The organism is Mitsuaria sp. BK041 (assembly GCF_014193085.1).
Lineage (GTDB): Bacteria > Pseudomonadota > Gammaproteobacteria > Burkholderiales > Burkholderiaceae_C > Roseateles.
Genome location: NZ_JACHYT010000001.1, coordinates 2,907,486 through 2,933,760 on the forward strand (window position 1 = coordinate 2,907,486; position 26,275 = coordinate 2,933,760).

The following is a 26,275-nucleotide window of genomic DNA, read 5'->3' on the forward strand; positions in this document are numbered from 1 at the left end:
CCCGCGAGGCCCGCCCACCATGTCCGGCGAAAAGACCGAAGAGCCGACAAAGAAGAAGCTCGACGACGCCCGCAAGAAGGGCCAGAGCCCCAAGAGCCAGGACGTCAACGCGGCGCTGGGCCTGGTGGGCCTGCTCATCGTGCTGATCGTGATGGCCGAGTCCACGCTCGACCAGCTCTCCGGCCTCATCGTCCGCGCGCTGCGCGAAGGCGTCGTCGCCAAGAGCAACGAGGAGCTGCTCGCGCTCACCGTCGACATCACCCGCTCCGGCTTCCTCGCCACCCTGCCCTTCGTCGCCGTGTCCGTCGCGCTGGGCGTCATCGCGTCCTTCGCGCAGGTCGGCTTCAACCTGTCGTTCGAGCCGCTCAACCTGCAGTTCGACAAGCTCAACCCCGCCGAGGGCGTCAAGAAGCTGTTCTCGGTCCGCTCGATCATCGACTTCCTGAAGATGGTGGCCAAGGCCATCGCGCTCGGCGCGGTGCTGTGGGTCATGATCCGCGGCCTGGTGCCGCTGCTGGTCGGCGCCGCCTACTTCGACGCGGTCGGCGTCGGCGTGCTCGGCTGGAAGGCCCTGATCAAGCTGATCTCCGCCGGCTGCCTCGTCTTCATCATCGTCGGACCGGTCGACTTCGGCCTGCAGCTGTGGCTGTTCAAGCGCGACCAGAAGATGTCCAAGGACGAGATCAAGCGCGAGCACAAGGAGAGCGAGGGCGACCCGCAACTCAAGGGCAAGCGCAAGGAGATCGCCCACGAGATGGCCACCTCGCCGCCCGAGCAGCGCGTGCCCGGCTCCACCGTCGTCGTCACCAACCCGACCCACTACGCGGTGGCGCTGCGCTACGAGCCCGGCGAGACGCCGCTGCCGGTCATCGTCGCCAAGGGCATGGACGCCGAGGCGCTGCGCATCCGCGCCATCGCCGAGAAGTCCGGCGTGCCCATCGTCGGCAACCCGCCGCTGGCGCGCGCGCTGCACAAGCTGCCGGTCGACGACGCCATCCCCGAGGAACTCTTCGAGGCCGTCGCCGCCGTGCTGCGCTGGGTCGCCTACCTGCACACGCTGACCTCGCCGGCGCCCCTCCCCGCATCCGTCGCATCCGGCGCACCCGGCGCTTCCACCGCGCCCGCCGCCTCCTCCACCGAGCCGCCGCGGCCCGCCGCGCCACCGCCCACTCCCTGATCCCTCCCGGAAGGACCCGCCGCCATGGCCGCCCTGCGCCTCAGCCCCACCATGGGCAACGACCTCACGATGGCCGCGCTCATCGTCGCCATCGTGGCGCTGATGATCCTGCCGCTGCCCACGATGCTGATCGACACGCTGCTGGCGATCAACATCGCCGTCAGCGTGCTGCTGCTGATGACGACCCTGTTCATCCCGAACGCGGTGTCGCTGTCCTCGTTCCCGTCGCTGCTGCTGTTCACGACGCTGTTCCGGCTGTCGCTCAACATCGCCTCGACCAAGGCCATCCTGCTGCATGCCGACGCCGGCCATGTGATCGAGAGCTTCGGCAACCTGGTCGTGGGCGGCAACCTGGTGGTGGGCATCGTCGTGTTCATCATCATCACGGTGGTGCAGTTCATCGTGATCTCCAAGGGCTCGGAGCGCGTGGCCGAGGTCGGCGCACGCTTCACCCTCGACGCGATGCCCGGCAAGCAGATGAGCATCGACGCCGACCTGCGCGCCGGCATCCTCACCGCCGAGGAAGCCAAGCGCAAACGCGCCATGCTGGCGATGGAAAGCCAGATGCACGGCGGCATGGACGGCGCGATGAAGTTCGTCAAGGGCGACGCCATCGCCGGCCTGATCATCACGATGGTCAACATCCTGGCCGGCATCGTGGTCGGCGTGCTGTACCACGGCATGACCGCGGGCGAGGCCTCGACCCGCTTCGCCGTGCTGTCCATCGGCGACGCGATGGTGTCGCAGGTGCCCTCGCTGTTCATCTGCGTGGCCGCCGGCGTGCTGATCACCCGCGTCGCCGACGAGCAGGAGAAGAAGCCGCGTTCGCTGGGCCAGGAGATCGGCGCGCAGCTCTCGCGCAATCCGCGCGCCATCTACCTGGCCGGCGGCCTGACCATGGCCTTCGCGCTGGTGCCGGGTTTCCCGGCGCTGCAGTTCCTCGGCCTGGCGATGGGCCTGGTGGCCATCGCCCACTGGCTGGGCAAGCGCCAGCGCAAGGAGGAAGCCACCGTGCTGTCCAAGCCGATCAGCGCGCTGCAGCGCGAAGGCGGCAAGGGCGACGCGCCCGCGATCCTGCAGCAGCCGCCCCACTTCGCCAAACCGCTGGCGATCCGGATGTCGCGCCCGCTGGGCGAGCTGCTCGAGGCCGACCGCCTCGACGAGGCGCTCGAGTCCGAACGCCACAAGCTGCAGGCCCACCTGGGCCTGCCCTTCCCCGGCGCGGCGATGTGGGTGTCGGCCGACCTGCCGGAGCACCGCTTCGACGTGCTGCTCAACGACGTGCCCGCCAGCCAGCACACGGTGCCCGGCCGGCTGCTGCTGCTGAACGACCCGGCCAGCGCGCTCGCCGGCGCGGCGCAGCGCCACGGGCCGATCCTGCATCACGCCGAGTCGCTGTGGCTGCCGCCGGCCGCGGTGCCCGAAGCGCAGCGCGGCGCGTGCATGGACCTGGAGTCGGTGATCGCGGCGCAGGTCTTCGGCGTGCTGCGCCGCCACGCCCATCTGTTCATGGGCGTGCAGGAGGTGCAGTGGGTCATCGACCGCGTCTCGCCCGAGTACCCCGGCCTCGTCGCCGAAGTGCAGAAGGTGCTGCCGCTGCAGCGCATCGCGGAGGTGTTGCGCCGGCTGCTCGAGGAGCAGGTGCCGATCCGCAACGTGCGCTCGATCTTCGAGAGCCTCATCGCCTGGGGTCCGAAGGAGAAGGACATGCTGCTGCTCACCGAGTACGTGCGCGGCGACCTGGGCCGCTACCTGGCCTTCGAGGCGACTGCGGGTCGCGGCCACCTGTCGGCGGTGCTGCTGGATCCCGCCATCGAGCAGGCGATCCGCCAGTGCATCAAGCCCACGCCGGCCGGCAACTACCTGGCGATGCCGCCGGAGAACGCGATGGCCTTGACCGACCGCATCGCGGAACTGGCCGGCGCGCCGTCGCAGGGCGTGGCGCTGGTCACCTCGATGGACATCCGCCGCTACGTGCGCAAGATGATCGAGGGCCGGCTCGAGTGGCTGCGCGTCTACTCCTTCCAGGAACTGGGCAGCCTCGTCGAGCTGCGGCCGATCGGTCGCGTGAGCGGCTGAGCGCGCGGACCACCGGGCCCCATGTCGCGCACCGAGCCCCGCCGTCCCTTGCGGCTGCTGCAACCCGCCGAGGTCGCGGGACGCCCCGCCGCGGCCGCGCAGGCGGCGGCGCAGCAGTCGGCGGACCGGTTCAGGCGCACGCTCGGCGCGCCGCGCAGGCAGGAGACGGCCGAAGCCGCCACGCCGGCGTCGTCGAGCGCCTCGACCGCGCCGGACACGAGCGCGCCCGCCACACCAGGGGCTGGCTCCAAGGCCTCCGCCGACCGTCACGGCGCGCTCGCCCAGCTGGCGGCACCAAGGGCCACGTCGCGCGCCGCGGCGGTCCTGCATGTGCTGCCGTCGCAGGACGAAGGACAGGCGCCGGAGGCGCTCGATGTCCCCGCCGATGGCGACGGACCGGACACGCCGGCCGCCGCCGCGGACGACTGGCCCGAGCGCATGGCCGCGTCCATCGCCACCCTGTGCGCCCGCGCCGATCCGGCCATCGTGAACTGGACCGTCACGATCCCGATGGATCCGGCCGTGCTGCCCGACACGACGCTGCAGCTGAGCCTTTCGCAGCACTGGCTCGCGCTTCGCTTCTCGACGCAGTCGCCGCAGTCGCACCACCTAGTCTGCCGATACCGGCCCCGGCTGCTCGAGCAGCTCGAGCGCCTGCCCCAACTGCCCCATGGCATCGACATCGAAGTCCTATGACGCCTGAGCTGCTGACCGCCCCGACGCCGACCACCGCCCCGCCCCCGCGTGGCGCCGTGGCGCGCGCGGAGAGCCTGACCGGCCGCCTGCCGGCGCTGCGGCCGGCGGCGGCGCGCGCGGCGCGCCTCGGCTTCGACGGCCGCTTCCCGCGCTGGCTCACCGAGCGTCTGGGCCTGGCCACGCAGGTGCATGCGGCGCGGCCGCCGACGGAGCTGCTGTCGCTGGACCTGCGCAGCGCGGCCGGCCGCGCCGACGTGGCGCTGGATCCGGCGCAGTGGCCCGCGCTCGCGATGGCGGCCGAGCTGCCCGATGCCGAGCTGGCCCGCGAGGTCGCCGACGCGCTGCTGGCGCCGCTGGCCGCGCGACTGGCGCCGCTGTTCCCCGGCCTGCGGGTCGGCGCGGTGCGCCGTTATCCGTCGCAGGCGCTCGGCGATGGCGGCCTGCCGGCGCTGAACGTCGGTGCCGGGCAGCTGTCGCTGGCGCGGCTGGATCGCGCGCTGGCGGATCACCTCGATGCGCTGATGCGCGACGGCACGGCCTCGCCGCTGGGACGGTTGGCCGCGCTGCGGGTGCCGATGCGTCTCGCGCTCTTCGAGCGACCGCTGGGCCAGCGCGCGCTGCACGGCCTGACCCCCGGCGACGTGGTGCTGGCCGGCGCCGCGCGTCGCGCCGGACCGCGCTGGCGCGTCACCTTGAAATTCGGACTGGGAATCACGATGCAAGCCATTGCCGACCTCGACCTCGATGCCTCCCGCGCCCACCTCGCGGCCCCGCCCCGCCTCGTCGACGAGGCGGCCGCGGCGCCGCTGGCCATGCCGCCGGCCGAAGGGCTGGAGCATCTGCAGGTGCCGGTGTCCTTCGAGATCGACAGCGCCCGCATCGCGCTGGGCGAGCTGGCCAGCCTCGGCGAAGGCGCCGTCATCGAGCTCGACGTGCCGCTGCCCGAGGCGACGGTGCGCCTGGTCTGCCATGGGCAGACGCTCGGCCTGGGTCAGCTGGTGGCCATCGGCGACCAGCTCGGCGTGCGCATCGTGCGGATGGGCCTGGGCGTGACGTCCGGCGGCGCCGCGGCCTCCACCGGACTGACCCCGGGGCTGTCGTCATGATGCCGTTGCCGAGCACCGATCCGGTCTCGCTGTTCCTGGTGCTGGCGGCGATGGCGGTGCTGCCGTTCGCCGCCATGGTGGTGACCTCGTACACCAAGATCGCCGTCGTGCTGGGCCTGCTGCGCAACGCCATCGGCGTGCAGCAGGTGCCGCCCAACATGGTCCTGAACGGCGTGGCGATGATCGTGTCCTGCTACATCATGGCGCCGGTGCTGATGGAGGCCTCGGAGCAGATGCGCGGCGCCTCGACCTCGGCGACGCAGTCCAACGCGCAGCAGCTGCTGGGCGCCGCCGACGCCGCGCGCGAGCCCTTCCGCCGCTTCCTCGACAAGCACGCCGATCCGGCCGAGAAGGCCTTCTTCCTGAAGTCCGCCGCCGCCATCTGGCCGGCCGAGCGCGCCGCCCAGCTCAAGAAGGACGACCTGCTGGTGCTGGCGCCGGCCTTCCTGCTCACCGAGCTCTCGGCGGCTTTCCGCATCGGCTTCCTGCTCTACCTGGCCTTCGTCGTCATCGACCTGGTGATCGCCAACGTGCTGCTGGCGATGGGCCTGTCCCAGGTCACGCCGACCAACGTCGCAATCCCGTTCAAGCTGCTGCTGTTCATCGTGCTGGACGGCTGGCCCAAGCTCATCCACGGGCTGGTGCTGACCTACCGCTGATCTGCCGCTGCCCAGCGCCGATGGCCGCCCCACGGACGTCCCTCGCGTGCCTCGCGCCTCCTGGCGTCCCCGCTCCGGGACGCTCCGACCGGAACCCGCCATGCATTACGAGAACATCATCCGCCTCACCTCCGAAGCCCTCATGATGTGCCTGATGCTGTCGCTGCCCGCGGTGGCGGTGTCGGCCATCGTCGGCCTGCTGATCTCCTTCGTGCAGGCGATCACCTCGCTGCAGGACTCCAGCATCTCGCAGGGCATCAAGCTGCTGGCGGTGACGGTGGTGGTGGCGATCTGCGCGCCCTGGGCCGGCTCGACGCTGCTGCGCTTCTCCGAGAACCTGCTCGCGGCGATGTTCCTATGAGCGCCGGATCGATCCGCCGCCAGCTGGCCGCAGACGCCGCCGCCGCGGCGGCGCGCGTGTCCGAGGCCAAAAGCGCCGCCGTGGCGCACCGCCACAACCTGGATCCGCACGACGCGCTGGCGCAGGCCGGTCATGGGCACCGGGGGCAGTTCCGCGGTTATGTGTTCCGCACGGTCCGCGCGCCCGCGCCGCCGCCGCCCCGCCGTCCGACGCCCCTGCGCCGCCGCCCGCCGTCGCCGCCCGGTGCCGGCGCGGCGGGGCCGGACCATGAGGAGCACGCCAACGCGCCGCCGTTGCCGTCGATGCCGGGCTTCGCCGCGGCCGAGCAGGCGGAGCGCGCGCCCGGCCTGGACCTGGGACCGCTGACGCGCCACGACGATCCCGGCGAGCGCGAGCAGGATGACCGCCGCGAGGAGGCGCGCCACGACCGTCGCTGGCGCATCGGCGCGCGTTCCGCGCCGCCATCCGGTGCCGCCAGCGCCAGCGCCGGCGCGTGGCAATCAGCGTTCGAGGCCCTGGCCGGCGCCAACGCCCGGGCGCTGGCGCCGGCCTCGCCGGACGCGATCGCCGCCGCGTCGCCCGAGTACCGGGCGATGGCGCTCGTCGGCGCCTTGCTCGAACTCGAGGCGGCGGCGGCCGGACGCGGCTCCCCGACGGCTCCCGGCGAGCCGGTGGGTCTGGTCACGCAGTTGGCCGCGCTGCGCCTGGTGGCGGTGCGCGCCTACCTGCAGTCGCGCCCGGAGCCGGGACCGCTGGCGACGCTCGCGCGGGTCAAGCAGGCGCTGCTCGACCAGCGTTCCGAACCGGGCCCTCGGGTCGCGGCGCCGACCGATCCCGCCGCTTCCGCCGATCCTGCCGAGGAAGCGCGCCAGAACCGCCACGCCCTGCTGCCCCTGCTGCTGCTGAACGCGGACCGTCCGCGGACGCCGCAGCAGACCCGCCTGAGCTGCGACCGCATCGAGATGGTCTGCGCGACCTCGATGGCCGCGCCGGCCGCGTGACCCATGAGCCAGGAACGCTTCCAGTCGCTGGTCCGCGACCTCTGCCAGCTCATCGAGCTGCCGGATGCCGACGCCGTGCTGCGCCGCGGCACCATCGAGGTCGAGGGCTTCGAGGTCAACCTCGCCAACTTCTCGAACGATCCCGGCGCGATGTACCTCAACTTCCATTACGGCATCGTCACCGCCGGCCGCACGCTGCGCGTGTTCCGGCTGCTGCTGGAAGCCAACCTCAGCGTCTACGCCCAGGACCAGGCGCAGCTGGGCCTGCATGCGGACACCGGCGGCATCGTGCTGATCGTGCGCGTGCCGCTGGGCGACAGCATCGACGCGCCCTGGCTGGCCGAGACCCTGACCCACTACGCCGAGCACGGTCGCTACTGGCGCGACAACATCGCCAATGCGACCGAGGAGATGTTCGCCGGCATCTGCGCCGGCGACTACTTCTGGATCCGCGCCTGAGGCGCGCTCAGAACTCGCCGGGCCAGAGGTGGCGCAGGTAGCCCGGCGGCTGCTCCTGGGGCAGGCCGCGCGCATGCAGCGGCAGCTGGGCGGTGGCGGCGCTGCCGTAGTCCGGCATGGCCCAGGCCAGCGGCTGCTCATGCAGCAGGTCGAGCCGGTAGCCGATGCTGTAGATCGCCTGGATCCGCACCACCGCCCCGGTCGCGCCGCCGCTCAGCTTGCGCCGCAGTCGGTAGACATGCTGCTCCAGCGTGCGCTTGCAGATGTCGGTGCCGCCGCCCCAGACCCGCGCGGTCAGGCTGGACGCGCTGACCACCCGCCCGGCATTGGAGAACAGCACCCAGGCCAGCGCGAACTCGCGCGCGGTCAGGCTGATCTCCTGGTCGTCGCGCCGCACCGCCGACGCGGCCGCATCGAGCGAGTACGGGCCGACCTCCAGCCCCATGCGCCGCAGCTGCTGCGGCCGGCCGACGCGGGCCCGCAGCCGGGTCAGCAGCGGCTCGACCGAGTCCACGTAGTCGGCGTAGTCGGTCGCGCCATGCGCCATCGCGTCGACCATGCCGACAGCGTTGTCCCCACCGACGACCAGGATCGGCACGACGCCGCCCAGGCGCAGCTGCAGCATGGCGAGCCAGTCGATCAGACTGGTGTCGGCATCCTCCAGCAGCACCGCCTGCGCCTCCCCGCGCTTGATCGCCTGCAGCAGCGCCGCCGACGACGGCATCGGCCGGAGCTCCACGCCATGCGCCGACAGGTCGCGCACCAAGGCCGCCTGCCGGGCCTTGTTGATGAACAGTCCAACGAGCTTCACTGAATTTCTCCTGTGCCACGACGGTGGAATGTGTCTTCCATTGCAGGCCGGCGTGACGGCTGGGAACGGCTCCCCGTTCCGAAATGACGGCCCATCCCGAAGCCGTCGCCTTGAGCGAAATAGTTCATTTCCTGATCTATCAGGGTTCCAGTTTGGCTCACGTTCAGTTGCGTCTCGATGGCCCTTGTTGTGACAAGAAGCACATCCTGAGGCGGTTCATACAGGGTTCAGGTCAACGCTCTGTAACGTTCACGTCCGGTTCATCTCCTGTTCATTTCCGTCTCATCACCAACTTATCTCCATGAATTCCGCCACCCGCCCCGAACGCCTCCAACGGTGATGCGAATCGGCGCTTCGCGGTCGCGCGGACGGCTTCGCGCCGCGCGCCGGATGATGCCCTCGCGCGGCGCAAGCTCGCCAGCGGCTGTCCCGACGCGGCATGGCCACCCCTTCCCATTCACGGAGGCCCGACCCATGAGCAGCACGCGCGGATGGCGCACCCTCGTCCGGCTGAAGGAGCGCCGGCTGGAACAGCTGGACGCGGCCCTCGATGCCGCCCGGGCCCAGGCGCGCCAGCGGCAACAGCAGCTGGAGGCGCTGACGGCCGAGGCCGACGGCTGTCGCGCGCGCGAGGACGCGCAGCGCGCCAAGCTCGAGGCCCTGGCCGGCACCGCGGCGGGGTTCCGCCCCAGCGACCTGGTGACGCTGCAGCACCTGCTCGAGGAAGCCACGCGCACCACGCTGGCCGCGGCCAAGCGGGTGCAGGACGGCGAGCGGCAGGTCGAGGCGGCGCAGCAGGCCGTCGTGTCCGCCCAGCACGCGCGCCGGCGCGGCGAGCAGCAGCTCGACGGCTGCCGGCAGCGGCTGGAGACCACGCTCCGCACGCAGCAGGCCGAGCAGGACGACCAGCAGGACGAGGAGGCCGAGGAGGCCTCGGTCGCGCGCCTGCTGGCCGCGCGACCCGACCGTCAGCCGGAGGCGGCCTGAGATGGCGGCCCCGGATCCGCTGGGCGGCACCGAGGCGCTCATCCACCTCGGCGAATCGGTCAAGAGCCTGCTGACGCTGCTGGCGCTGTGCAGCCTGCGCGGCTACGTCGCGATGCTGGTGCTGCCGGTCACCAACGACCAGGTGCTGCAGGGCGTGGTGCGCAACGGCCTGGCGCTGACCATCGGCATCTTCATCGCCTGCGGCCAGCCGCTGCAGGTGGTGGACAACCTGTCGACCTTCGCCCTGTGCGTGCTGATCGCCAAGGAGGGCCTGATCGGACTGCTGCTGGGCTACGCGGTCTCCACCGTGTTCTGGGTGGCCGAGGGCATCGGCGTGCTGATCGACAACCAGGCCGGCTACAACAACGTCCAGCAGACCAATCCGCTCAGCGGCGAGCAGAGCACGCCGGTGGGCAACCTGCTCTCGCAGCTGGCGATCTGCGGCTTCTACCTGCTGGGCGGGCTGCTGGCGCTGGTGGGGCTGCTGTTCGAGTCCTTCCAGTGGTGGCCGCTGGACCGCGCGATGCCCGAGTGGTCCAACCTGCTCGAGCGCTTCCTGCAGGCGCAGATCACCGGCTACCTGCAGGCCATGATCAAGATCTGCAGCGCCGTCGTGATGGTGCTGCTGCTGATCGACCTGGGCATCGGCCTGATCTCCAAGACGGCCGACAAGCTCGAGCCCAACAACCTGAGCCAGCCGATCAAGGGCGCGGTGGCGCTGCTGATGCTGGTGCTGCTGGTGGCGGTGTTCTTCGACCAGGTCAAGCCGCAGCTGGCGCTGCACACGATGGCGCGCGACCTGGGGGCCTGGTTCCAGTCGGCCCATTGAGGCGCCGCGCGCGGCTGTTGCGTTTCGTATCCTTCCGTGCCGCTTCGCCTGCGAGGCGCGCGCCGCCGCCGCGAGGCGGATGCTGTCCCCACCCAAGCTGTCCCTTGGAAGGAGGACCCGTCATGACCTTGGCTTCACCATCGACCGCCCTGCGCGGCGCCGCGGCAACGGCCGCGCACGCGACGCTGACCCCGCACCTGATGCTCGACCCGCCGCTGCCGCGGCGCGGCCGCGACGACGCGGCCCAGGGCGGCCTGTTCGACGTCGACGTCGGCACGGTCTGGAAGACCGCCCGCGCGGCCGAAGGCGGCGACACGCTGCTGACCGTGCGCTGCTTCAGCGTCGAAGGCCTGCAGCTGCGACTGGCTCAACTCGTGAACGGCCACGCCGGCGTGCTGTCGCCGTCGCTGGCGCTGTTCCTGCGCGGCGGGCTCGACCAGGCCTATGTGGACGCCCTCGCCTATCGCCGGCTGGTCGATGCCGCGCCGCGCGTGCTCGGCGATCTCGGGGCCCATCCGCTGCACGTGGACACGCTGTCGCGGCGGCTGGTGGTCGACACCTCGCGCTGCTTCGTCGCGAAGACCGCGCGTCTGACGGCCGAAGCGATCGCCGGCCTGGCCGCGCTCTCCGAATCCCCGCAGTGCCTGACCGTGGTGAAGCGCCTGCGCTGCGCGCTCGGCGCGACGGCTTCGGAGGCCGAGGTGGCGCTGGCCACGCGGGCGCTGCTCGAGGCCGCGCGGCGCGTTGCCCGCCACGTGCTCAACGAGCCCGGGCTGGAGCTCGGCGAGACCGCGGAGCCGCTGGCGCGCGAGGTCGGCCCGCGCCTGGTGGCGCGCGCCTTGTTCACCGGCGCCGAGGGCGACACCGGCGCGGTCGCCGCTGCCTTCGCGGCCCGGTGGAAGACCGGCGCGCGGCCCTTGCCCAAGGATTGATTTCCCCGTCCGCGCGCCCGGCCAGGACGCGCACCTCCCCACCCGGCTGCCACGCAGCCATCCCCAGGAGCTCACCATGCCCGAAATTTCCGGCATCAATACCCCGCTGGTCCGGCCGTCGGACTTCCAGCCGACACCGCTGAAGCCGTCGGACCTCCAGGCACCGCCCCAGACCCAGGACGCGCCGATCGGCCTGCAGACGCGCGCCTCCGCGGACACCGGCATGGCGCCGCGCGCGAGCATCGGCGAAAAGTTCGGGCTGGTGCCGCAGAGCCCCGGCGGCCCCGACGGTCCGAACAAGCCGGGCCCGCACAACGAGAGCTCCAACAGCATCCTGGCCAACGGCGGCAAGGAGTCCACGACGCAAGCCAAGGAGGACGCCAAGACCTCGATGGACAACCTCCGGGAGATCAACGAGATCAACATGAAATTCCAGATGGACATGGCGCAGCTGCAGATGGTCAAGGGTTTCGTCGAGGCGCAGGCCAAGGCGATCAAGGACATCGGCACGAAGATCGCGCAGGCGGCCGGCTGACGCCGGCGCCTCTTGTCCTGCGCGGCATCCGCCGCTCCCCCGGGCCCGCCCGTCGACAGACGCGCGGGCCTCGTCGCTTTTGCACGCGTGCCACGCACCGGCAAGCGCTGTTGCGTCCGTTCACGAATGACACGGCAACACCGTGAAACTGTCGGGAAACGAAAAGAGGATTCGTGAGGATTTCGCCGAGGCCTTGTGATCCATCGTCGAGGGGCTCCCTCCTAGCATGAGCGTCATTCCGTTCACGACCCCGATGGAGATTCCATGCTTCTGCTTGCAATGACCTCGCTGCGCGCCGCGCCCCTGCATGGCGAACTGGCCCGCCTGGCGCTGGAGGGCCAGTTGCCCGCCGCGCTGCGGATGGGCGGCGACCACTTCGAGCGCCTGCAGCGCACGCCCGACGCCGCGCCGCAGCGTGCGGCCCTGGGCCAGTTGCTGGGCCGCGCGATGCTGGCCTGCGGCCGCGAGGAGGACGCCGAGGAGCTGTTCCAGCGCCAGCTGCGACATTACGAAGCGATGTCGCGCCACATGGTGCGCTGGTACGGCGCGATGGACCAGGGCGCGATGCTGCTGCACCTGAACAAGCCCGGCCGCGCGATCGACTGCCTGGGCCCCGTCGGCGACGACGCCCGCGCGCCGGTGGCGGCCCGCGTCGAGGCGATGGCCGGCGTCGCGCAGGCGATGCTGCGCGCCGGCGACTGCGGCAGCGCGATGCGCTCGCTGGACGCGGCGCGCAACCTGGCCGCCTCGCTCGGCGACCCGCGCTTCGCGCAGCTCGTGGACTGCATGGCGCTGGAACTGGCGACCCTGCACCGCGAGCGCGGCGGCGACGCGCTCAACGACCACGCACTGGGCTCGGTCTACCGCGAAGGCGCGTCCGAGGCGCCCGACAACACGCTGATGCATCAGCAGCTCGGCGCGGCCGCGGACGCGGTCCGCAGCTGGTCGCCGCTGGTGGCAGCGCGCATGGATCACCTGCGGCGCATGCTCGCCGCGGACTGCACAGGCCCGGCCGCCGCGGCCCAGGTCGCCCACCAGCTGGCCTGGCTGCGCGACCGCCGCCTGAGCGAGTTCGAGACCCAGGCCCGCATCGAGGGCGCGCTGATGCTGATGGGCCGCGGCGCGTCGCACGCCGCCTCGGAGCTGCTGGCGCCGCTGACCTTCAACGAACAGCAGATGCACCGCAGCCGTCACGCGCTGGAGCTGCAGTACTGCCAGGCCAAGCTGCACCAGCAGCAGGGCCGCCACCTCGACGCGCTGCGGCTGTACCGCCTGCACACGCAGCACGCGGTGCAGTCGCTGCGCACCTACGCGGCCGCCGGCCGTGCGCCGGGTTTCCTGCAGCAGGCCAAGGCCGGCGCGGACGCCGGCGATCCGGCCAAGCTGCGGCTGCCGCTGCGTTATCGCCGCGCCTATCAGTTCATGATGGATCACCTGACCGATGAGCATCTGTCGGTGCGCCAGGTCGCCGCGCATGTCGGCGTCACCGAGCGCGCGCTGCAACTGGCCTTCCGCACCCACCTGGGCGTCACGCCGGCGGAGATGATCCGCACCCGCCGCGTCGAGCGCATCCACGGCGACCTGCAGGCCGGCGGCGGCGAGGCCGGCGTGCTCGAGGTGGCCTCCCGCTGGGGCGTGAAGAACCGCTCGACGCTGGTCCACAACTACCGCAGCCGCTTCGACGAGACGCCGACGCAGACGCTGCGCGGCACGACCGAAGACGAAGCCACGGCGACGCGCCTGCACGGCTGAGCGGCGCCCGGGGCCTTCACGGTCCCGGGGAGATCACAGGTCGTTCATGAACGCCTTCGTCCGGTCGAGCTCGGGCCGCACGGCGGCCGGGCTCCAGCCCCGGCGCTCGACGAGCTCGCCGACGACGGCCGCCTCGAGCAGGTCCTGCTTCAGCTGGATCACCAACTGCTCGTCGATCGGCCGCTGGCGCTGGTAGCGCGCGATGAGCTTGCGCTCCTTCGCGCTCAATGGCGTGCCATCGGCGCAGGCCTTGGCCACCCCCTCGCCCTTGGCCTTCAGGTCGGCCTCGCTGTCGCCGTAGAGCGCTTCGAACCGGTTGTTCACCCGGCCCGCCAGCGTGCCGATTTCGTCGCGGATGAGCTCGGCGGTCGGCTCCGCGGGCAGCAGCGAGAGGTCGATGCCGTCGACGCAGTAGAGGATGCGCTGCACGCAGCCGGTATCGCAGTAGCCCGCGCTCATGTCGACCATGCTGTCGAGCAGCGAGCGCGTCAGCGCGCCGTGCAACGCCCGCCGCCGTGCCGCGTCGGCCTCGGACTCGTCCGGCGATGCGGGCGCGGCCTGCGACGCGATGTGGTTCCACATCGTCGTCAGCGCCTCGCCGACCGTGGTGTCCAGGCCTTCACCGACCCGCGTGGTGTGCGCGAGGGCCTTGTCCAGGCCGAGCGCCGCCTGGCGCCGCCAGTCGGCATCGACGTCCGGCGCCGCTTGAATGGCGGCGCGCACCGCGGCGATGCATTGCGCTTCGGTCAGCCGCTCGGCGGGAAGCCGCTCGCGGATGGCCTGCATGATCAGGTGGCCACGCGCGGTCAGGCCGATGTTGTGCGCATTGGCCAGCCCGGCCTGCGCGACGCGGGCATCGATCAGGCGGTTCACGCCGCCCTCCGGCAGCTTGCCCGCGGCCCAGGACTCGATCTCGGTGCGGGACACCTCCACGCCTTGGAGGTTGAAGGCGCGCTGGCCGGCGGGCGCCTGCGCCAGCAGCGCGGCCGCCCGCTCGGCCAGCGGCCGATATTGCTGCGTGTCCAGGCACTGCTCCACCGCGAGCGACAACCGGAACACGGCGCCCTTGGCGCAGTCCGCCGGCGGCGCACGGCCCGCCGCCAGGTCGGCGCGTTCGCGCGCGGCCAACCGCGCGCCCAGCGCGGCATTGGCGACATGGGCCAGGCGGTTGCGCCGGCCCGAGGCATCCGGCTTGTCGGCCCACTGCGCCAGGGTGCTGTCGACGAAGCGCTCGAGCTCGGCCCGCGACAGTCGCTGGCCATGCGGATGCAGCCGCCGATGGGCCTGCTCCGGCGAGGCCGTCAGCCAGCCCACCAGCACGTTGGGATCGGCCCCGGCGTCCTTCAGCAGGAGGCGCAGCAGATCGGCGTTGCCCGTGTTGGCCGCATTGCCCGCGTTGCCCGCGTCGGCGGTGTCGGCCGTACCGGCCGCGACCTCCAGCGGCGTCCTGCCATGGGCGTTGGCCTTGTTCAGGTCGAGCCGGCCGTCGCTGCGCTTGAGCAGCTCGGCCAGCGTGGCCGATGCGAGCGCCTGCCCGCCACGCGGATCGTCGCCCGCGGGCCGGGCGCACAGCTGGGTGAGCAAGGTCTCGCCATTGGCGAAGATCTCGTTGGGATCGATGGTGCGCGCGTTCATCAGCACCCGCAGCGTCTTGATGCGGCGGTCTCGCTGATGGCCCGCGGATGTTTCGGCGATGCGCTCCAGCGCCTGCTGCAGCGGGCCGCGGAGCTGCTCGTCGAGCCGTTCGGTCTCGACCCGGTCGCTGCCCAGCAGCGCGGCCAGCGCCGCATGCTGGTCGTTGGCGATGGCCAGGTCCAGCGGCGTATGGCCGTGGCCATCGGGGCGATTGGCCAGCAGCGGATGCGACGCCAGCAGGGTCACCAATGCCGGCTCGAAGCCGCCCTCGGCCGCCATGCGATGCAGGAGATGCGTCCCCTGCGGCCCTTCCAGCGCGTCGACATCGACCCGCCAGTTCTCGAGCAAGGCACGCGCCGCCTCCAGCTTGCCGGTCTCGATCGCGAGCCGCAGCGGCGATTGCCCCCGGGCATTGGCCGGATTGACCGCCACCCCGGGCGCATCGAGCAGCAGCTCCAGGCACAAGGCGTCGTCGCGCGCGGTGGCGACATGCAAGGCGGTGTCGCCCTGAGCGTCGCGCAGGTCCGGACGGATCGCCTCGTGCGCCAGCAGCGCGCCGACGATCAGCGCGTTCGAGCGCTCCACCGCCTGGTGCAAAGGCGTCCTGCCCTTGGCATTGGTCGCGTTGACGTCGAGGGTGGACGCGGACAGCAGCAAGAGGACCACGTCGACATCGCCGCCCGCGGCCGCGAGGCCCAGCGCGGTCTCGCCCTTGGCATTGCGGTGATTCACCAGGGCCGCTTCGCCGCCGGGGAACAGGCCGCTGTAGTCGAGCAGCACGCGGATCGCATCGACATGCCCGCCGCGCACCGCGGCCCCGAGCAGGTTGTCGCCGTGCACGTCCTGCGCCACGGCGAGCGCCGGCTCAGCGACGAGCACCTGCTCCAGCCGTGTCATGTCGCCCTGGCGCATGGCCGCGCGGGCCTCGCTGGCGGGCGACCGGGCCGACGGTGGCCGACCGATCCGCAGCAGGCCGTTCAGCAAGCCGCAGGCCGGCATGCCGCCGGGATCCGAGGAGGACGACGCGCTGGACGCCCCTCCGGTCGACGCGCCGGCCTGCGCACCGACCGTCGCCGGTGTCGTCGGCAAGCGCGGCGATGGCGGCAGGCGGTGGATGCCCATCGCCGCTCACTCCCCTTCGTAGAGCTTGAGGATCTTGCGCACGTAGTCCTGCGTCTCGCGATACGGCGGGATGCGGTTGCCATATCGCTTCACCGCGCCCTCGCCCGCGTTGTAGGCGGCCAGCACCAGGTCGACGCGTCCATCGAACATCTCGTTGAGGTCGCGCAGGTAACGCGCGCCGACGTCGATGTTGGTGGCCGGGTCGAGCAGGTCCTGCCTGGACGCGACGCCGTAGCGCGCGCCCGTTGCCGGCATGATCTGCATCAGGCCGAGCGCGCCCTTGGGCGAGCGCGCCTGCGTCTGGTAGGCCGACTCCACATGCACCAGCGCGCCCACCAGGCGCGGATCCAGCCCATGCTTGCGACTGGCCTGCTGCACCATGCGCTGCAGGTGCGGCGCGCCGAGCGCCAGGGGCTGCGGGTTGGTCCGCCAGGTCAGCGGCGCGGGCGACGGCCTCGGTCGCGTGAAGGCGAGCGTCGTGAACTCGGTCTCGATGCGTGGCCCCGGCAGGTCGGCGACCTCGAAGGCCGTGCATCGACGCACCGCCGCGCTGAACCGCGCCGACAGGTCCTCCAGCGCGACCCGCTCGCTGCCGTCCAGCAATTCGCAGCGATAACGCACGCCGGCGTCCGCGGGGCCGGCGACCATCGCCGCGGCGCACACGGCCGGCCAGAAGGCGGGGCGGAAGGCGGGCCGGAGGGCGGGTCGGAAAGCGCGAGGTCCGGCTGTCATCGCCGGGACTCCATCAGGCCTCGCCGCGCAGCGCGGCCAGTTCCTCGCTCGCCTGCGCCAGCAGCAGCTCGGCCTCGGTCGAGGCCAGCCGGGTGCGGCTCAGCAGCGAGGAGAACTCCGCCATCGCGCCGTCCAGGTCGATCGCGTCGCCGTCGGCGGCAGCGGTGGCGGCACCGGTCGTCGCGTCCTGCGGCTGCGCCATCAGCGCGCCACCGAACAGCAGCGTGTGCACGCGATGCAGCTTCAGCGCGATCTCGCCGGCGCGGCGCAGGCTCTCGTCGTCCTGGCGCGCGGCGCTGACGCGCTTGATCTCCAGCATCAGCGCCTGGAAGCGCTCGACCTGCGTCTGCACGGTCATCTGCACCGTTTGCAGCGAGGCGAAGAAGTCGTTGTATCCGGCGGCGGCCAGCGAGGGGGCAGTCAGCATGGGGGCTCCTGTTGAGGCTTGAAGGAAGGCGCGGGACGCCAGCGCCATGCGCGCGGCCCGGTCCCGTCGCAGTGTCCGCATCGACCGCAGGCCCGGCCGGCGCCGGGCGAAGGCCCGTCCGCGCATGCGAACGCGGGCTGCACCGATCGCAACCGCCCCCCGCCCGCCACCGGTTCGCGGTCACGGACGCCGCTTCGTGTCACCGACCTCTCACCGCCGACCCGCGCCCTAGCCTCCTCATCGTCAACAAGAAGGAGCTGACCATGTCGGTGAATGGTGTCAACGGAGTGGGCGGCCCCAGCCCCTCGACGCCCGGCAGCACGCCGGTGCCGCCCAGCGATGACGGCGGCGGCGACATCACCCAGTCCAAGGCCTTCCAGCAGGTGGTGAGCGGCATCTTCCAGGGCGGCCAGGGCATGATGAAAGACGCGCTGGGCAAGTTCTTCGAGGAAGAAGAGCCCGACGAGGACGACCCCGACGCGGAGCCGCTGTGATGCGGGCGCCCGACTTCCAGCGCCGCGCGCTCGCGGCCTGCGTGGCGATGGCCGTCGCGGGCTCGGGCAGCGCGCCCGCGACGCTGCTGGCGCAGGACGCGCGCGGCGCGGCACCGGCCGCGTCCAACGCATCCGCCACGTCCGCCGCCTCCGCCGCATCCCTGATGGCGCCCGCTCCGGCGGGCACCTCCGCGGCCCCATCCACGGCGACAGCCGCCGCCAAGCCTCGCACCCGCGCGGCCACCAGCGACCGCCGCCTGGAGCGCCGCTTCGTCTACCGCGCCGAGAGCCGCCGCCTGTCCGACGTGCTGCAGGACTTCGCCGCGAGCCAGGGCGTGCCGGCAGTGGTCGGCGATGGCGTCGACGGGGTGGTCAACGCCAGCTTCGACAGCTCGCCGCAGGTCTTCCTCAGCGCCATCGCCAAGGCCTACGGCCTCATCTGGTACGACGACGGCACCGCGCTGTACTTCTATCCGGCGCGCGCGGTGCAGAGCCGCATGTTCCGGCTCAAGGGCTACAGCCGCCGCGAGGTCACCGAGCTGCTGAACTCGCTGAACCTGGGCGACAAGCGTTATCCGCTGCGCTTCAACGACGCGCAGCGCACGCTGCTGGCCTATGGCCCGCCGCGCCACATCGACCTCATCGCGCAGGCGCTGGACTCGCTGGACCTGGGCGCCGCCGAGGGCAACGAGCGCGTCGTGCGTGTCTTCCCCCTGCGCTTCGCGTCCGCCAACGACCGCCTGCTCGGCGAGAGCAACGTGCCCGGCGTCGCCTCCATCCTGCGCAACCTCTATGCCGCCCAGAGCCTGCAGCCCGACACCGTGAGCGGCCAGCCGGCCAATCCGGTCGACCAGAAGATCAAGGCGATGCAGTCGATGTACGGCGCCGGCAAGCTGGTGCCGGAACTGCCCTCCGCCGGGCAAGGCCACGGGCCGGGCGGCGGCGCCGACAAGCCGGGGCAGAGCGCGCGCACGCTCAAGAGCCCCGTCAACTTCGAGGAGGACCAGCCCCGCTTCGAAGCCGACGAGGGCACCAACGCCGTCATCGTGCAGGGCCGCGCGTACCGCATGCGCGAGTACGAGGCGCTGATCCAGCGCCTGGACCAGCGCCCGGTGCTGGTCGAGCTGCAGGCCATGATCATCGACGTCAGCGAGGACAACGCGCGCTCGCTGGGCATCGACTGGTCGGTGCAGGGCAACCGCGGCCAGTTGTCGGTGACCTCGCCCGGTGGCGGTCCGCCGCAGACCGGCGGCGGGCAAGGGATGCTGGGCAACGGCACCTACACCATCGGCACGCTGGTCGCGGATGCCGGCCGGCAGCTGATGCTGCGCATCAACGCGATGCAGGGCGAAGGCAAGGCCCGCGTGGTCTCCAAGCCCTCGGTGCTGGGCGTCGCCAACCGGCCCGCGGTGATGAAGGAGAAGCGCGTGGCCACGGTGCGCGTGGCCGGCAACCTCGATGCGAAGCTCTACCAGATCGAGGCCGGCACCCTGCTCCAGGTCACGCCGCAGGTGGTGTCCAGCGGTGGCGTCAACCAGATCAAGCTCTCGCTCTACATCGAGGACGGCAACTTCGAGGCCACCTCGGTCGACGCGGTGCCGGTGCTCAAGAAGACGGAGATCCGCACCGAGGCCCATGTGCGCGAAGGCGAGAGCCTGCTCATCGGCGGCCTGATGGTCGAGGCCAGCACCGACCAGCAGTCCGGCGTGCCGCTGCTCAAGGACGTGCCGCTGGTCGGCGGCCTGTTCCGATGGAGCGGCAGCCGCGCCACGCGCACCGAGCGCCTGTTCCTGATCACGCCCAAGCTGGTCGGCGGCAACGCCGCGCCCGCCCTGTCGCAGCCCCCGGCCGGCGACGTGGATCCGGGCGCGCCGACCGCGCCGCTGGCCCGTTGAAGCGCCCCGTCCGCCACCCCCGCGCAGGCATTCGCAATCCATGAAACAGCTTCGTGTCCTGACCGGCGTGCATGCGGGGGTCCACCTACCGTTGAGCGCATCGACATACCGCATCGCCGCGGACGAGCAGGCCGACATCCAGCTCGTCGACTGGCACGCGGAACCCCTGGTCCTCGAACTCACGGAGAACGGTCAAGTGCTAGTCCTCGCCGCCCCGCTGAACGGCTCGCTGAATGGCTCGCCGATCGCCACGCCCGGCGCCACGCTGAACGCAGCGTCCGGCGCCGCCGTGGACGATGCCGCCGGCGCGGCCGCGTCGATGGCCGACTTCGAGCCGCGCCGCTTCGCTGACGTGGTGCTCTGCGTCGGTCCGGCGGACGACGCGGCCTGGCCCTCCGACATCGAGCTGATGGAACGGCTGATGCGTCCGGTGCAGGCGGTGGTCGAGGCCGCCGCGCCGGTGGTCGAGGCCGCGGTCACCGGCGGCCGCCGGGTGCTGGCCTGGGGCCTGGTGGCCGCGCTCACGCTGGGTGGCCTGCTGGTCACGGTGATCTCGCGGCATGCGCAGGCGGCGCGGGCCGCGGTCAAGCCCGAGCCGCTGGTGGGCCAGGTGTACCGCGCCATCGCCAGCGCCGCGATCCCGGAGATCACCGTGCGCGCCGCCGGCGAGCGCGTGATCGTCGAGGGCCTGCTGCCCGACGCCGCCGCCGCGCAGACGCTGCGCCAGCTGCTGGACCGTTTCCCGGTCGAGCGCATCGAGCATCGCTACGCCTCGGCCGCCGACATCGCGCAGAGCATCTCCGACGCGCTGGACACGCCCGGCCTGGTGGTGCGCTACCGCGACCGCGGCGTGTTCATCGTGGGCGGCCGCGCCGCGCATCCCGACCGGGTGCGCGACGCCTCCACGCGCGTGGCCGCCGACCTGGCGCCGCTGGTGCGCGGCATCGAAGTGGCCGTCGCCCCCGCGCCGGTCCCCGAGAGCGTGCCGGTGGGGGCGATGCTCGCCACCGACGGCCTGCAGTACGTGCAGACGCGCGATGGCGCCAAGCACCTCTCCCTGATCCCGGAGTCCATCGGCGAGCTGAGCGATCCGCCGACGCCGCCGGCCCGTTGATCCCTTCCGGACTTCCACCCGACCCTCCCCTTTTCACGGAGCAACTTCGACCATGAACGAGCAACTCGAGCAAACCGTCTTCGGCGACCTGGCCAACCTGGAGAAGTCGCTGGCCGAGGACGCCACCGGCGACCGCGCGCGCGCCATGCTGTCCTACTTCGCCGACGTGGCCAAGAGCAGCGAAGGCCTGCTGCAGACCGCCGCCGCCGCCGAGCGCCAGCTGATCTCCCAGCTGATCGAGGCCTTCCACGCCGCGCAGCGCATCGTGCGCCACATCTGGGAGACGCTGCACAACGCGTCGCTCGCCGTCTGACCCGCGGAGGCCCTCCATGCAACACACCCAAGTCAGCAGCGGCGGCGCGCCGGGCGCGCAGTACCCCGAGGTCTACCGCAACCTGATGGCCATCGGACTGCTGGGCGCGATCTATCGCGCCAGCGAGGACGCGGCCATCGTGCACGAGGCCGTCGAGATGACCCTCGAAGACCCGACCATGTACGTCATGCACCGCGCCATCGCGGTCGCGATGGGCGGCGACGCGGCCTATGCCAAGACCTCGCTGGGCCGCCGCATCGAGCAGCAGCCCGACGACGACAACTCCAAGGTGGCGCTGGGCGTCTCGATGATGCTCAGCGGCGACCCCGAGTGGAAGCACTGGCTCAACAACGTGCTGGCCACCAGCACCGACCAGCAGGCCCGCGAAGCCGCCAACGGCGTCCTCGCCTACCTGGCCAGCCTCCGGACCTCCCACTGATTCCCCCGGGAGCGCTGTCCCGGCTCCCTTCTCGAGCAGGCCGCACCTCGCGGCGCACCCCAACGCGGACCTTCCGCATTTCCTCAGGAGCAGACGATGTCAATTCCCAGCACCAGCAGCAGCACCGGCGCGAGCATGGGCAACTCCATGAACATGTTCCAGTCCGGCGCCGCCGGCCTGAGCGCGCAGGGCACCCAGGCCGCCGGCCAGGACGGCTCGGCCATGATGGACCAGATCCAGCAGACGGCTGCGATGCAGATGCAGTTCCAGACGCAGATGGGGATCATCCAGATGATCGTGAAGATGAATGAAGCGCTGGCCAAGCTCTTCAAGGCCATCGGCGAAGCGATCAAGGGTCTCGCGTAAGCACCACCACACCCCTCGCACCCCTTCTCATCCCTCCGAATCCGTTCTCGATTCATTCCTCATTCCCACGGGAGATCTTCATGAGCGTCAATTCCACGCAGCAAACCCAGGTCAACAGCTACAACATGCGCCTCGGCCTGGGCAGCACCGCTTCCTCCGCTGTGTCCAGCCCGCTGGGCAACGTGCCCCTGTCGCTGGACCCGACCCGGCTGGGCAACGTCCTGAGCTCGATCGGCGACGTGCTGGCCGCCGTCTCGCCGCTGCTGATGGCGGGCATGCAGCGCATGCCGATGCTGCCGACCCTGCCGGCCAACGCCTTCGGCGCCTACCCCTTCGCGCAGCAGCCGATGCCCGGCCTGCAGCGCTTGCCGCAGTCCTACGTGCCGGCCATGGGCAACCCCATGATCGGCAATCCCATGATGGGCAACCCGATGATGGGCAACCCGCTCATGGGCAATCCGCTGATGGGCAACCCGGCCCTGGGCCTGCCCATGACCACGCCCTTCGCCCCGGCGATGAACCCGACGCAGGCCAATGCGTTCAGCGCGCTGCAACAGGTGTTCCAGCTGCTCAGCGGCAGCGGTGCCGTGCCCCAGGGCGGCCTGCCCCCGGGCGGTGTCTACAACGGCGCGGGCCTGCCCAACGCCAACCTGCCGAACGCGCCGCAGACCAACGCCTACGGCAGCGCGCCCAACGTGCCGACCACGGCCGCGCCGACCGGTGAGGTCAAGTTCGACGCCGCCGGCAACGTGCAGATGGACAAGGACCGCGCGACCCGCGAGATCGCGCGCAACTTCGACCAGCTGACCGCCGGCAAGGACAACTTCATCACCAAGGATGACCTGAAGGCGATCGCCAACGGCGAGATGCAGCGCTTCCAGGTCTCGGCGAACTACACGCCGGAGCTGCGCGCCGCCGCCAAGTACCTGCTCGACCATCCGGACGACTTCAAGTCGCTGGAGACGGCCGACTCCAAGGCCCAAGGCTTCAAGGGCCACGCCGACGGCAAGATCGGCAAGGGCGACACCACCGCCGCCATGCAGCAGGTCAGCTTCAGCGTGGGCGAGAAGGAAGCGCTGCAGACGCTGGCCAAGTACGGCAACAGCTTCTTCACCTCGGGCGACAAGATGGTCAGCAAGTCCGACCTGGACGCCATCGTGAAGACCGGCAAGATGCCCGACGGCACCGCCGCGCCGCAGGACATGAAGGACGCCGCCAAGCTGATCCTCAGCCAGCCGGAACTCTTCGACAAGATGGACAACGCCTTCAAGGTGCGCGTCAAGCATCGCGGCGACCAGCGCGGCGACGGCCTGGTCAGCGCCGACGACCTGCGTGAAGTGCTCAAGGGCGCCGACACCCAGCCCGGCCCGAGCGGCCTGAAGGGCGAGATCTTCGGCAACGTGCGCGCCGATTCGCTCGCCGGCCTGCTGCTGCGCGGCCTGAATGACAACGTGCCGCAACCGTCGCAAGCCTTCAAGGACAACGTCGCGACGACCTTCCAGAACGTGCCGACCTCGGTCCGCCTGTACTGATCGGAACGCTCGCACCAACCGCTTGAAAGGACTCACACCATGAGCTTCTCGATCCCCCCGACCTCCTCGGTCCCGTCGTACGCGGCGCCCCAGTCGCCGCTGGGCTCGGCCCTGTCCAGCACGATGGACATCGCCTCCACGCTGATGCAGTTCAGCACCGGCCTGCTGCAGAACCTGCTGCAGGCGCAGCAGAGCCAGTTCGGCGGCGGCCTGCCCGGCTCGGGCATCCCCGGACTCGGCACGCCGGGTCTTGGCACACCGGGTCTGGGCACGCCCGGACTGGGCGGCCCGCAAGGCGCCGGCCAGGGCCTGCAGGGCATCCTGCAGAGCGTGGTCCAGCTGCTGCAGGCGCTGACCCCGCTGCTGCAGGCGCTGGGCGGCGGCGGCCTCGGCGGCCTGGGCAACGCCAATCCGCTGGCCAGCTCGGTGGCCAACCAGCTGGGCGGCGGTCTCGGCGGCGGACTGGGCGGTGGCCTCGGTGGCGGCTTGGGCGGCCTCGGCGGCGGCCTGGGTGGCCTCGGCGGTGGCATCCCCGCCTACCAGCAGCCCTTCGGGCAGCAGCCGTTCGCGGCCTCGCCGTACGCCTCGCCCTACACGCAGTCGTACGCGCAGCAGCCGTTCACCGCTTTCCAGCAGCCCTACGCCGGTGGCGTGGCCTCGCCGTACAACGCGTCCTTCGCGCAGCAGCCGTTCACCAGCCTGAACCAGCCGTTCACCCAGGTGGATGCGCTGAACTGGGCCCAGACCTACGGCGGTCCCAACCTGTCGCAGAGCGAGCTGACCCAGGGCGTGAACCTGTTCAACATCTTCAACGGCCGCACCACCGGCATGTTGTTCTGATGTCCATGCGCGGGGGCCGTTCGCGGCCCCCGCCAGGCACGCCGCGTCCTCGCACGCGACGTGCCTGTCCCGAGCGGACACGCGTCCGTTCAGGACAGGCACTTCCCCAGGAGCACACAGATGGATCCGACCTTTCATCGCAAACCCTTCGTCCGCGCCCTCATCGAGATCGTCAGCCTCGGCATCACGCACAAGCGCACCGAGGACGCCGAGACGGTGCTGGTGGCGGTGCGCCAGCTGCGCCCCCACCTGACCGAGCTCGACACCTTCGAGGCCTGGATCGCGATCAGCCGCGGCCACTGGCACGACGCGATCCGCACGCTCAACAACCTCGACGCCAACACGCGCAACTGGAGCCTGGGCCGCGCGCTGATGGCCTTCTGCCAGTTCGCCGTCGGCGATCCGGCCTGGAGCGTCAGCGCCAACGAGGTCATCGAGGGCGACTCCACGCAGGAGGCGCGCAGCCTGGTGCGGCTGCTGCTGGGCAAGGACGTCAATGTCGGCGAGCCCGAGCCCGAGGCCCCGGCCGCCACCAGCTTCGCCGACTACGACCCGCGCTCGCTGCCGCACGCGCCGCTGCTGCGCGCCTGAAGCGACGCGCATCCGAAGTCACCCGCAGGAGATCCGCATGACTGTTCCCGCCATCGGCGCCGTGTCCGGCGCCGCCCCGACGCAGGTCCTGGATCGCGCCGCCGCCGCGCCCGATGCGCTCGGCGGCCTGTCCGACCGCTTCCAGCGGCTGATGATGGAGCATCCCACCGCGCCCGCGCCGCACGGCACCGAGGTCGGCGAGCGCTCGCCGGTCTCGCATTTCATCGAGGCGCAGGAAGGCGTGCTGCGCCAGACCTTCGACAGCGTGCGCGCGTTCTCGCAGGAGGCGCCGGCGATGAATCCCGGCGAACTGGCCTCGCGCCACATCGCGCTGAGCTACCAGCTGTCGATGGTGCAGGTGCAGTTCAACGCCGGCGTCTATGTCGCGCAGAGCAGCAAGAGCGGCCTGCAGACCTTGATGAAGAACCAGTGACGTGTCCCGGCGGCCGGCGCAGTCCGGCCGCGATGAACGGACCCAGGGAGTTCCGACATGCCTTCCACGATCAACGCCCACGCCCCGCGGCCCTGGCGACTGCTGCTCGGCGCCGTGCTGGCGCTGTGCCTGGCGGCCTGCGACACCGACCTCTACACCAAGCAGACCGAGGCCGACGCCAACCACATGGTGTCGGCGTTGCTGGAAAGCGGCATCACCGCCAGCAAGCAGACGCCCGACAGCGGCAAGACCTGGAGCGTCAAGGTCGACGAGGCCGACGTGGTGCGCGCGCTGGCGGTGCTGCGCGCGCAGGGCCTGCCGCAGGACAAGCACGTCAGCCTGGGCGACATGTTCAAGAAGGAAGGCCTGATCTCCTCGCCAACCGAGGAGCGCGTGCGCTTCATCCACGGCGTCTCGCAGGAGCTCTCCGAGACGCTGAGCCAGATCGACGGCGTGGTGACCGCGCGGGTGCACATCGTGCTGCCCAACAACGACCCGATGGCCCAGGAGGCCAAACCCTCGAGCGCGTCGGTGTTCGTGAAGTACCGGCCGCAGGCCAACCTCACCGCGCTCACGCCGGCGATCAAGAACATGGTGGCGCGCAGCGTCGAGGGGCTGTCCTACGACAACGTCTCGGTGACGCTGGTGGCCGGCGCGATGATCGCGCCGCCACCACCACCCGCGCCCGGCGGCATGGGCATCTGGATCGCGGCGGCGCTGGCGCTGCTAGGCCTGGGCGGCGCCGCCGGGGTCGCATGGAAGAAGCCGGAGTGGCTGCCCGAGCCGCTGGCGCGCCGGCTGCGGCCGGGCACCGTGGCCTCGGTCACCACCGCAGGCGCCGCCGACGGGCAAGCCAACGCCGCACAGGGCGGCGGCGCCCCCGGCGCGAGCGCGGGCTTGAACGGCGGCAGCCCCACCGCGGCGCAGGCTTCCGCGACCTGAGGTCGGCCATGGACGC

Annotated in this window: 28 protein-coding genes; 24 read left to right on the top strand and 4 right to left on the bottom strand. The window is 71.5% G+C overall.

Features of this window, described 5'->3' with window-relative positions:
• Positions 1-19 precede the first annotated feature (19 nt).
• The 8 genes from sctU to FHT38_RS12280 all read left to right on the top strand — a co-directional run bounded on the left by sctU (position 20) and on the right by FHT38_RS12280 (position 7,538).
• Positions 20-1,177: a type III secretion system export apparatus subunit SctU gene (gene sctU / locus FHT38_RS12245; RefSeq protein ID WP_183491936.1), complete on the top strand. Its 1,158-nt coding sequence runs from the start codon at positions 20-22 to the stop codon at positions 1,175-1,177.
• Positions 1,178-1,201: 24 nt separating this feature from the next.
• Positions 1,202-3,256: a type III secretion system export apparatus subunit SctV gene (gene sctV / locus FHT38_RS12250; RefSeq protein WP_183491937.1), complete on the top strand. Its 2,055-nt coding sequence runs from the start codon at positions 1,202-1,204 to the stop codon at positions 3,254-3,256.
• A gap of 21 nt (positions 3,257-3,277) precedes the next feature.
• Positions 3,278-3,952 carry a type III secretion HpaP family protein gene (locus FHT38_RS12255; RefSeq protein WP_183491938.1) on the top strand — a complete coding sequence of 225 codons (675 nt, stop codon included), beginning with the start codon at positions 3,278-3,280 and terminating at the stop codon, positions 3,950-3,952.
• Positions 3,949-5,058, top strand: a complete 1,110-nt coding sequence (locus FHT38_RS12260) for a FliM/FliN family flagellar motor switch protein (RefSeq protein WP_183491939.1) — start codon at positions 3,949-3,951, stop codon at positions 5,056-5,058. The genes FHT38_RS12255 and FHT38_RS12260 overlap by 4 nt, the downstream gene beginning before the upstream one ends.
• A gap of 50 nt (positions 5,059-5,108) precedes the next feature.
• Complete coding sequence (gene sctR, locus FHT38_RS12265) at positions 5,109-5,717, top strand: type III secretion system export apparatus subunit SctR (RefSeq protein ID WP_404932682.1); 609 nt, start codon at positions 5,109-5,111, stop codon at positions 5,715-5,717.
• A 100-nt stretch (positions 5,718-5,817) separates the two neighbouring features.
• Positions 5,818-6,078, top strand: coding sequence for a type III secretion system export apparatus subunit SctS (sctS, locus tag FHT38_RS12270; protein ID WP_091733548.1), 261 nt, complete (start codon positions 5,818-5,820; stop codon positions 6,076-6,078).
• Positions 6,075-7,079, top strand: a complete 1,005-nt coding sequence (locus FHT38_RS12275; protein WP_183491940.1) for a hypothetical protein — start codon at positions 6,075-6,077, stop codon at positions 7,077-7,079. Before sctS ends, FHT38_RS12275 begins: the two co-directional genes overlap by 4 nt.
• 3 nt (positions 7,080-7,082) lie before the next feature.
• Complete coding sequence (locus FHT38_RS12280; protein ID WP_091733544.1) at positions 7,083-7,538, top strand: CesT family type III secretion system chaperone; 456 nt, start codon at positions 7,083-7,085, stop codon at positions 7,536-7,538.
• 7 nt (positions 7,539-7,545) lie between these two features.
• Here the strand turns inward: FHT38_RS12280 and FHT38_RS25650 are convergent, their stop codons facing one another.
• On the bottom strand, positions 7,546-8,349 hold the full coding sequence (locus tag FHT38_RS25650; protein WP_091733542.1) for a response regulator transcription factor: 804 nt from the start codon (positions 8,347-8,349) through the stop codon (positions 7,546-7,548).
• Positions 8,350-8,823: 474 nt separating this feature from the next.
• Between FHT38_RS25650 and FHT38_RS12290 the strand changes: the two genes are divergently transcribed.
• The 5 genes from FHT38_RS12290 (at position 8,824) to FHT38_RS12310 (ending at position 13,384) form a co-directional block, all read left to right on the top strand.
• Complete coding sequence (locus tag FHT38_RS12290) at positions 8,824-9,336, top strand: hypothetical protein (protein WP_175538481.1); 513 nt, start codon at positions 8,824-8,826, stop codon at positions 9,334-9,336.
• Position 9,337: 1 nt separating this feature from the next.
• Positions 9,338-10,165 carry a type III secretion system export apparatus subunit SctT gene (sctT, locus tag FHT38_RS12295; RefSeq protein ID WP_217648510.1) on the top strand — a complete coding sequence of 276 codons (828 nt, stop codon included), beginning with the start codon at positions 9,338-9,340 and terminating at the stop codon, positions 10,163-10,165.
• Between the two features lie 122 nt (positions 10,166-10,287).
• Positions 10,288-11,097 (top strand): hypothetical protein, encoded by an 810-nt coding sequence (locus tag FHT38_RS12300; RefSeq protein ID WP_183491941.1) that lies wholly within the window; start codon positions 10,288-10,290, stop codon positions 11,095-11,097.
• 76 nt (positions 11,098-11,173) lie between these two features.
• The gene (locus FHT38_RS12305; protein WP_091733537.1) at positions 11,174-11,632 is read left to right on the top strand and encodes a hypothetical protein; all 459 of its coding nucleotides are present in this window, start codon (positions 11,174-11,176) and stop codon (positions 11,630-11,632) included.
• A gap of 264 nt (positions 11,633-11,896) precedes the next feature.
• A complete protein-coding gene (locus tag FHT38_RS12310) occupies positions 11,897-13,384 on the top strand; it encodes a helix-turn-helix transcriptional regulator (protein WP_183491942.1) in 1,488 nt (495 codons plus the stop codon).
• A 33-nt stretch (positions 13,385-13,417) separates the two neighbouring features.
• Here FHT38_RS12310 and FHT38_RS12315 read toward each other — a convergent pair whose 3' ends face one another.
• Genes FHT38_RS12315 through FHT38_RS12325 form a run of 3 tightly spaced genes read right to left on the bottom strand, consistent with a single transcriptional unit; the run spans position 13,418 to position 17,300 of the window.
• Positions 13,418-16,141 (bottom strand): ankyrin repeat domain-containing protein, encoded by a 2,724-nt coding sequence (locus FHT38_RS12315; protein WP_183491943.1) that lies wholly within the window; start codon positions 16,139-16,141, stop codon positions 13,418-13,420.
• 6 nt (positions 16,142-16,147) lie between these two features.
• Positions 16,148-16,873: a lytic transglycosylase domain-containing protein gene (locus FHT38_RS12320; protein WP_147240156.1), complete on the bottom strand. Its 726-nt coding sequence runs from the start codon at positions 16,871-16,873 to the stop codon at positions 16,148-16,150.
• Between the two features lie 13 nt (positions 16,874-16,886).
• Positions 16,887-17,300 carry a hypothetical protein gene (locus tag FHT38_RS12325; protein WP_183480182.1) on the bottom strand — a complete coding sequence of 138 codons (414 nt, stop codon included), beginning with the start codon at positions 17,298-17,300 and terminating at the stop codon, positions 16,887-16,889.
• A gap of 263 nt (positions 17,301-17,563) precedes the next feature.
• Here FHT38_RS12325 and FHT38_RS12330 point away from each other — a divergent pair, with 263 nt between their 5' ends.
• The 11 genes from FHT38_RS12330 to sctJ all read left to right on the top strand — a co-directional run bounded on the left by FHT38_RS12330 (position 17,564) and on the right by sctJ (position 26,259).
• Positions 17,564-17,794, top strand: coding sequence for a hypothetical protein (locus FHT38_RS12330; protein ID WP_091733528.1), 231 nt, complete (start codon positions 17,564-17,566; stop codon positions 17,792-17,794).
• Positions 17,794-19,689, top strand: coding sequence for a type III secretion system outer membrane ring subunit SctC (gene sctC, locus FHT38_RS12335; RefSeq protein WP_183491944.1), 1,896 nt, complete (start codon positions 17,794-17,796; stop codon positions 19,687-19,689). Before FHT38_RS12330 ends, sctC begins: the two co-directional genes overlap by 1 nt.
• Before the next feature lie 40 nt (positions 19,690-19,729).
• Complete coding sequence (hrpD5, locus tag FHT38_RS12340) at positions 19,730-20,803, top strand: HrpD5 family protein (RefSeq protein WP_183491945.1); 1,074 nt, start codon at positions 19,730-19,732, stop codon at positions 20,801-20,803.
• Between the two features lie 52 nt (positions 20,804-20,855).
• The gene (locus tag FHT38_RS12345; protein ID WP_147240388.1) at positions 20,856-21,116 is read left to right on the top strand and encodes a hypothetical protein; all 261 of its coding nucleotides are present in this window, start codon (positions 20,856-20,858) and stop codon (positions 21,114-21,116) included.
• A 16-nt stretch (positions 21,117-21,132) separates the two neighbouring features.
• Complete coding sequence (locus FHT38_RS12350; RefSeq protein WP_183491946.1) at positions 21,133-21,555, top strand: hypothetical protein; 423 nt, start codon at positions 21,133-21,135, stop codon at positions 21,553-21,555.
• A gap of 96 nt (positions 21,556-21,651) precedes the next feature.
• On the top strand, positions 21,652-21,921 hold the full coding sequence (locus FHT38_RS12355; protein WP_091733518.1) for a hypothetical protein: 270 nt from the start codon (positions 21,652-21,654) through the stop codon (positions 21,919-21,921).
• An 80-nt stretch (positions 21,922-22,001) separates the two neighbouring features.
• Positions 22,002-23,453 carry an HrpF/NolX family T3SS translocon protein gene (locus tag FHT38_RS12360; RefSeq protein WP_183491947.1) on the top strand — a complete coding sequence of 484 codons (1,452 nt, stop codon included), beginning with the start codon at positions 22,002-22,004 and terminating at the stop codon, positions 23,451-23,453.
• Positions 23,454-23,492: 39 nt separating this feature from the next.
• Positions 23,493-24,293: a hypothetical protein gene (locus FHT38_RS12365; protein WP_141225464.1), complete on the top strand. Its 801-nt coding sequence runs from the start codon at positions 23,493-23,495 to the stop codon at positions 24,291-24,293.
• A gap of 120 nt (positions 24,294-24,413) precedes the next feature.
• Positions 24,414-24,884, top strand: a complete 471-nt coding sequence (locus tag FHT38_RS12370) for an HrpB1 family type III secretion system apparatus protein (protein WP_091733512.1) — start codon at positions 24,414-24,416, stop codon at positions 24,882-24,884.
• 37 nt (positions 24,885-24,921) lie between these two features.
• Complete coding sequence (locus FHT38_RS12375; protein ID WP_183480192.1) at positions 24,922-25,317, top strand: hypothetical protein; 396 nt, start codon at positions 24,922-24,924, stop codon at positions 25,315-25,317.
• Between the two features lie 57 nt (positions 25,318-25,374).
• The gene (sctJ, locus tag FHT38_RS12380) at positions 25,375-26,259 is read left to right on the top strand and encodes a type III secretion system inner membrane ring lipoprotein SctJ (RefSeq protein ID WP_183491948.1); all 885 of its coding nucleotides are present in this window, start codon (positions 25,375-25,377) and stop codon (positions 26,257-26,259) included.
• Positions 26,260-26,275 lie beyond the last annotated feature (16 nt).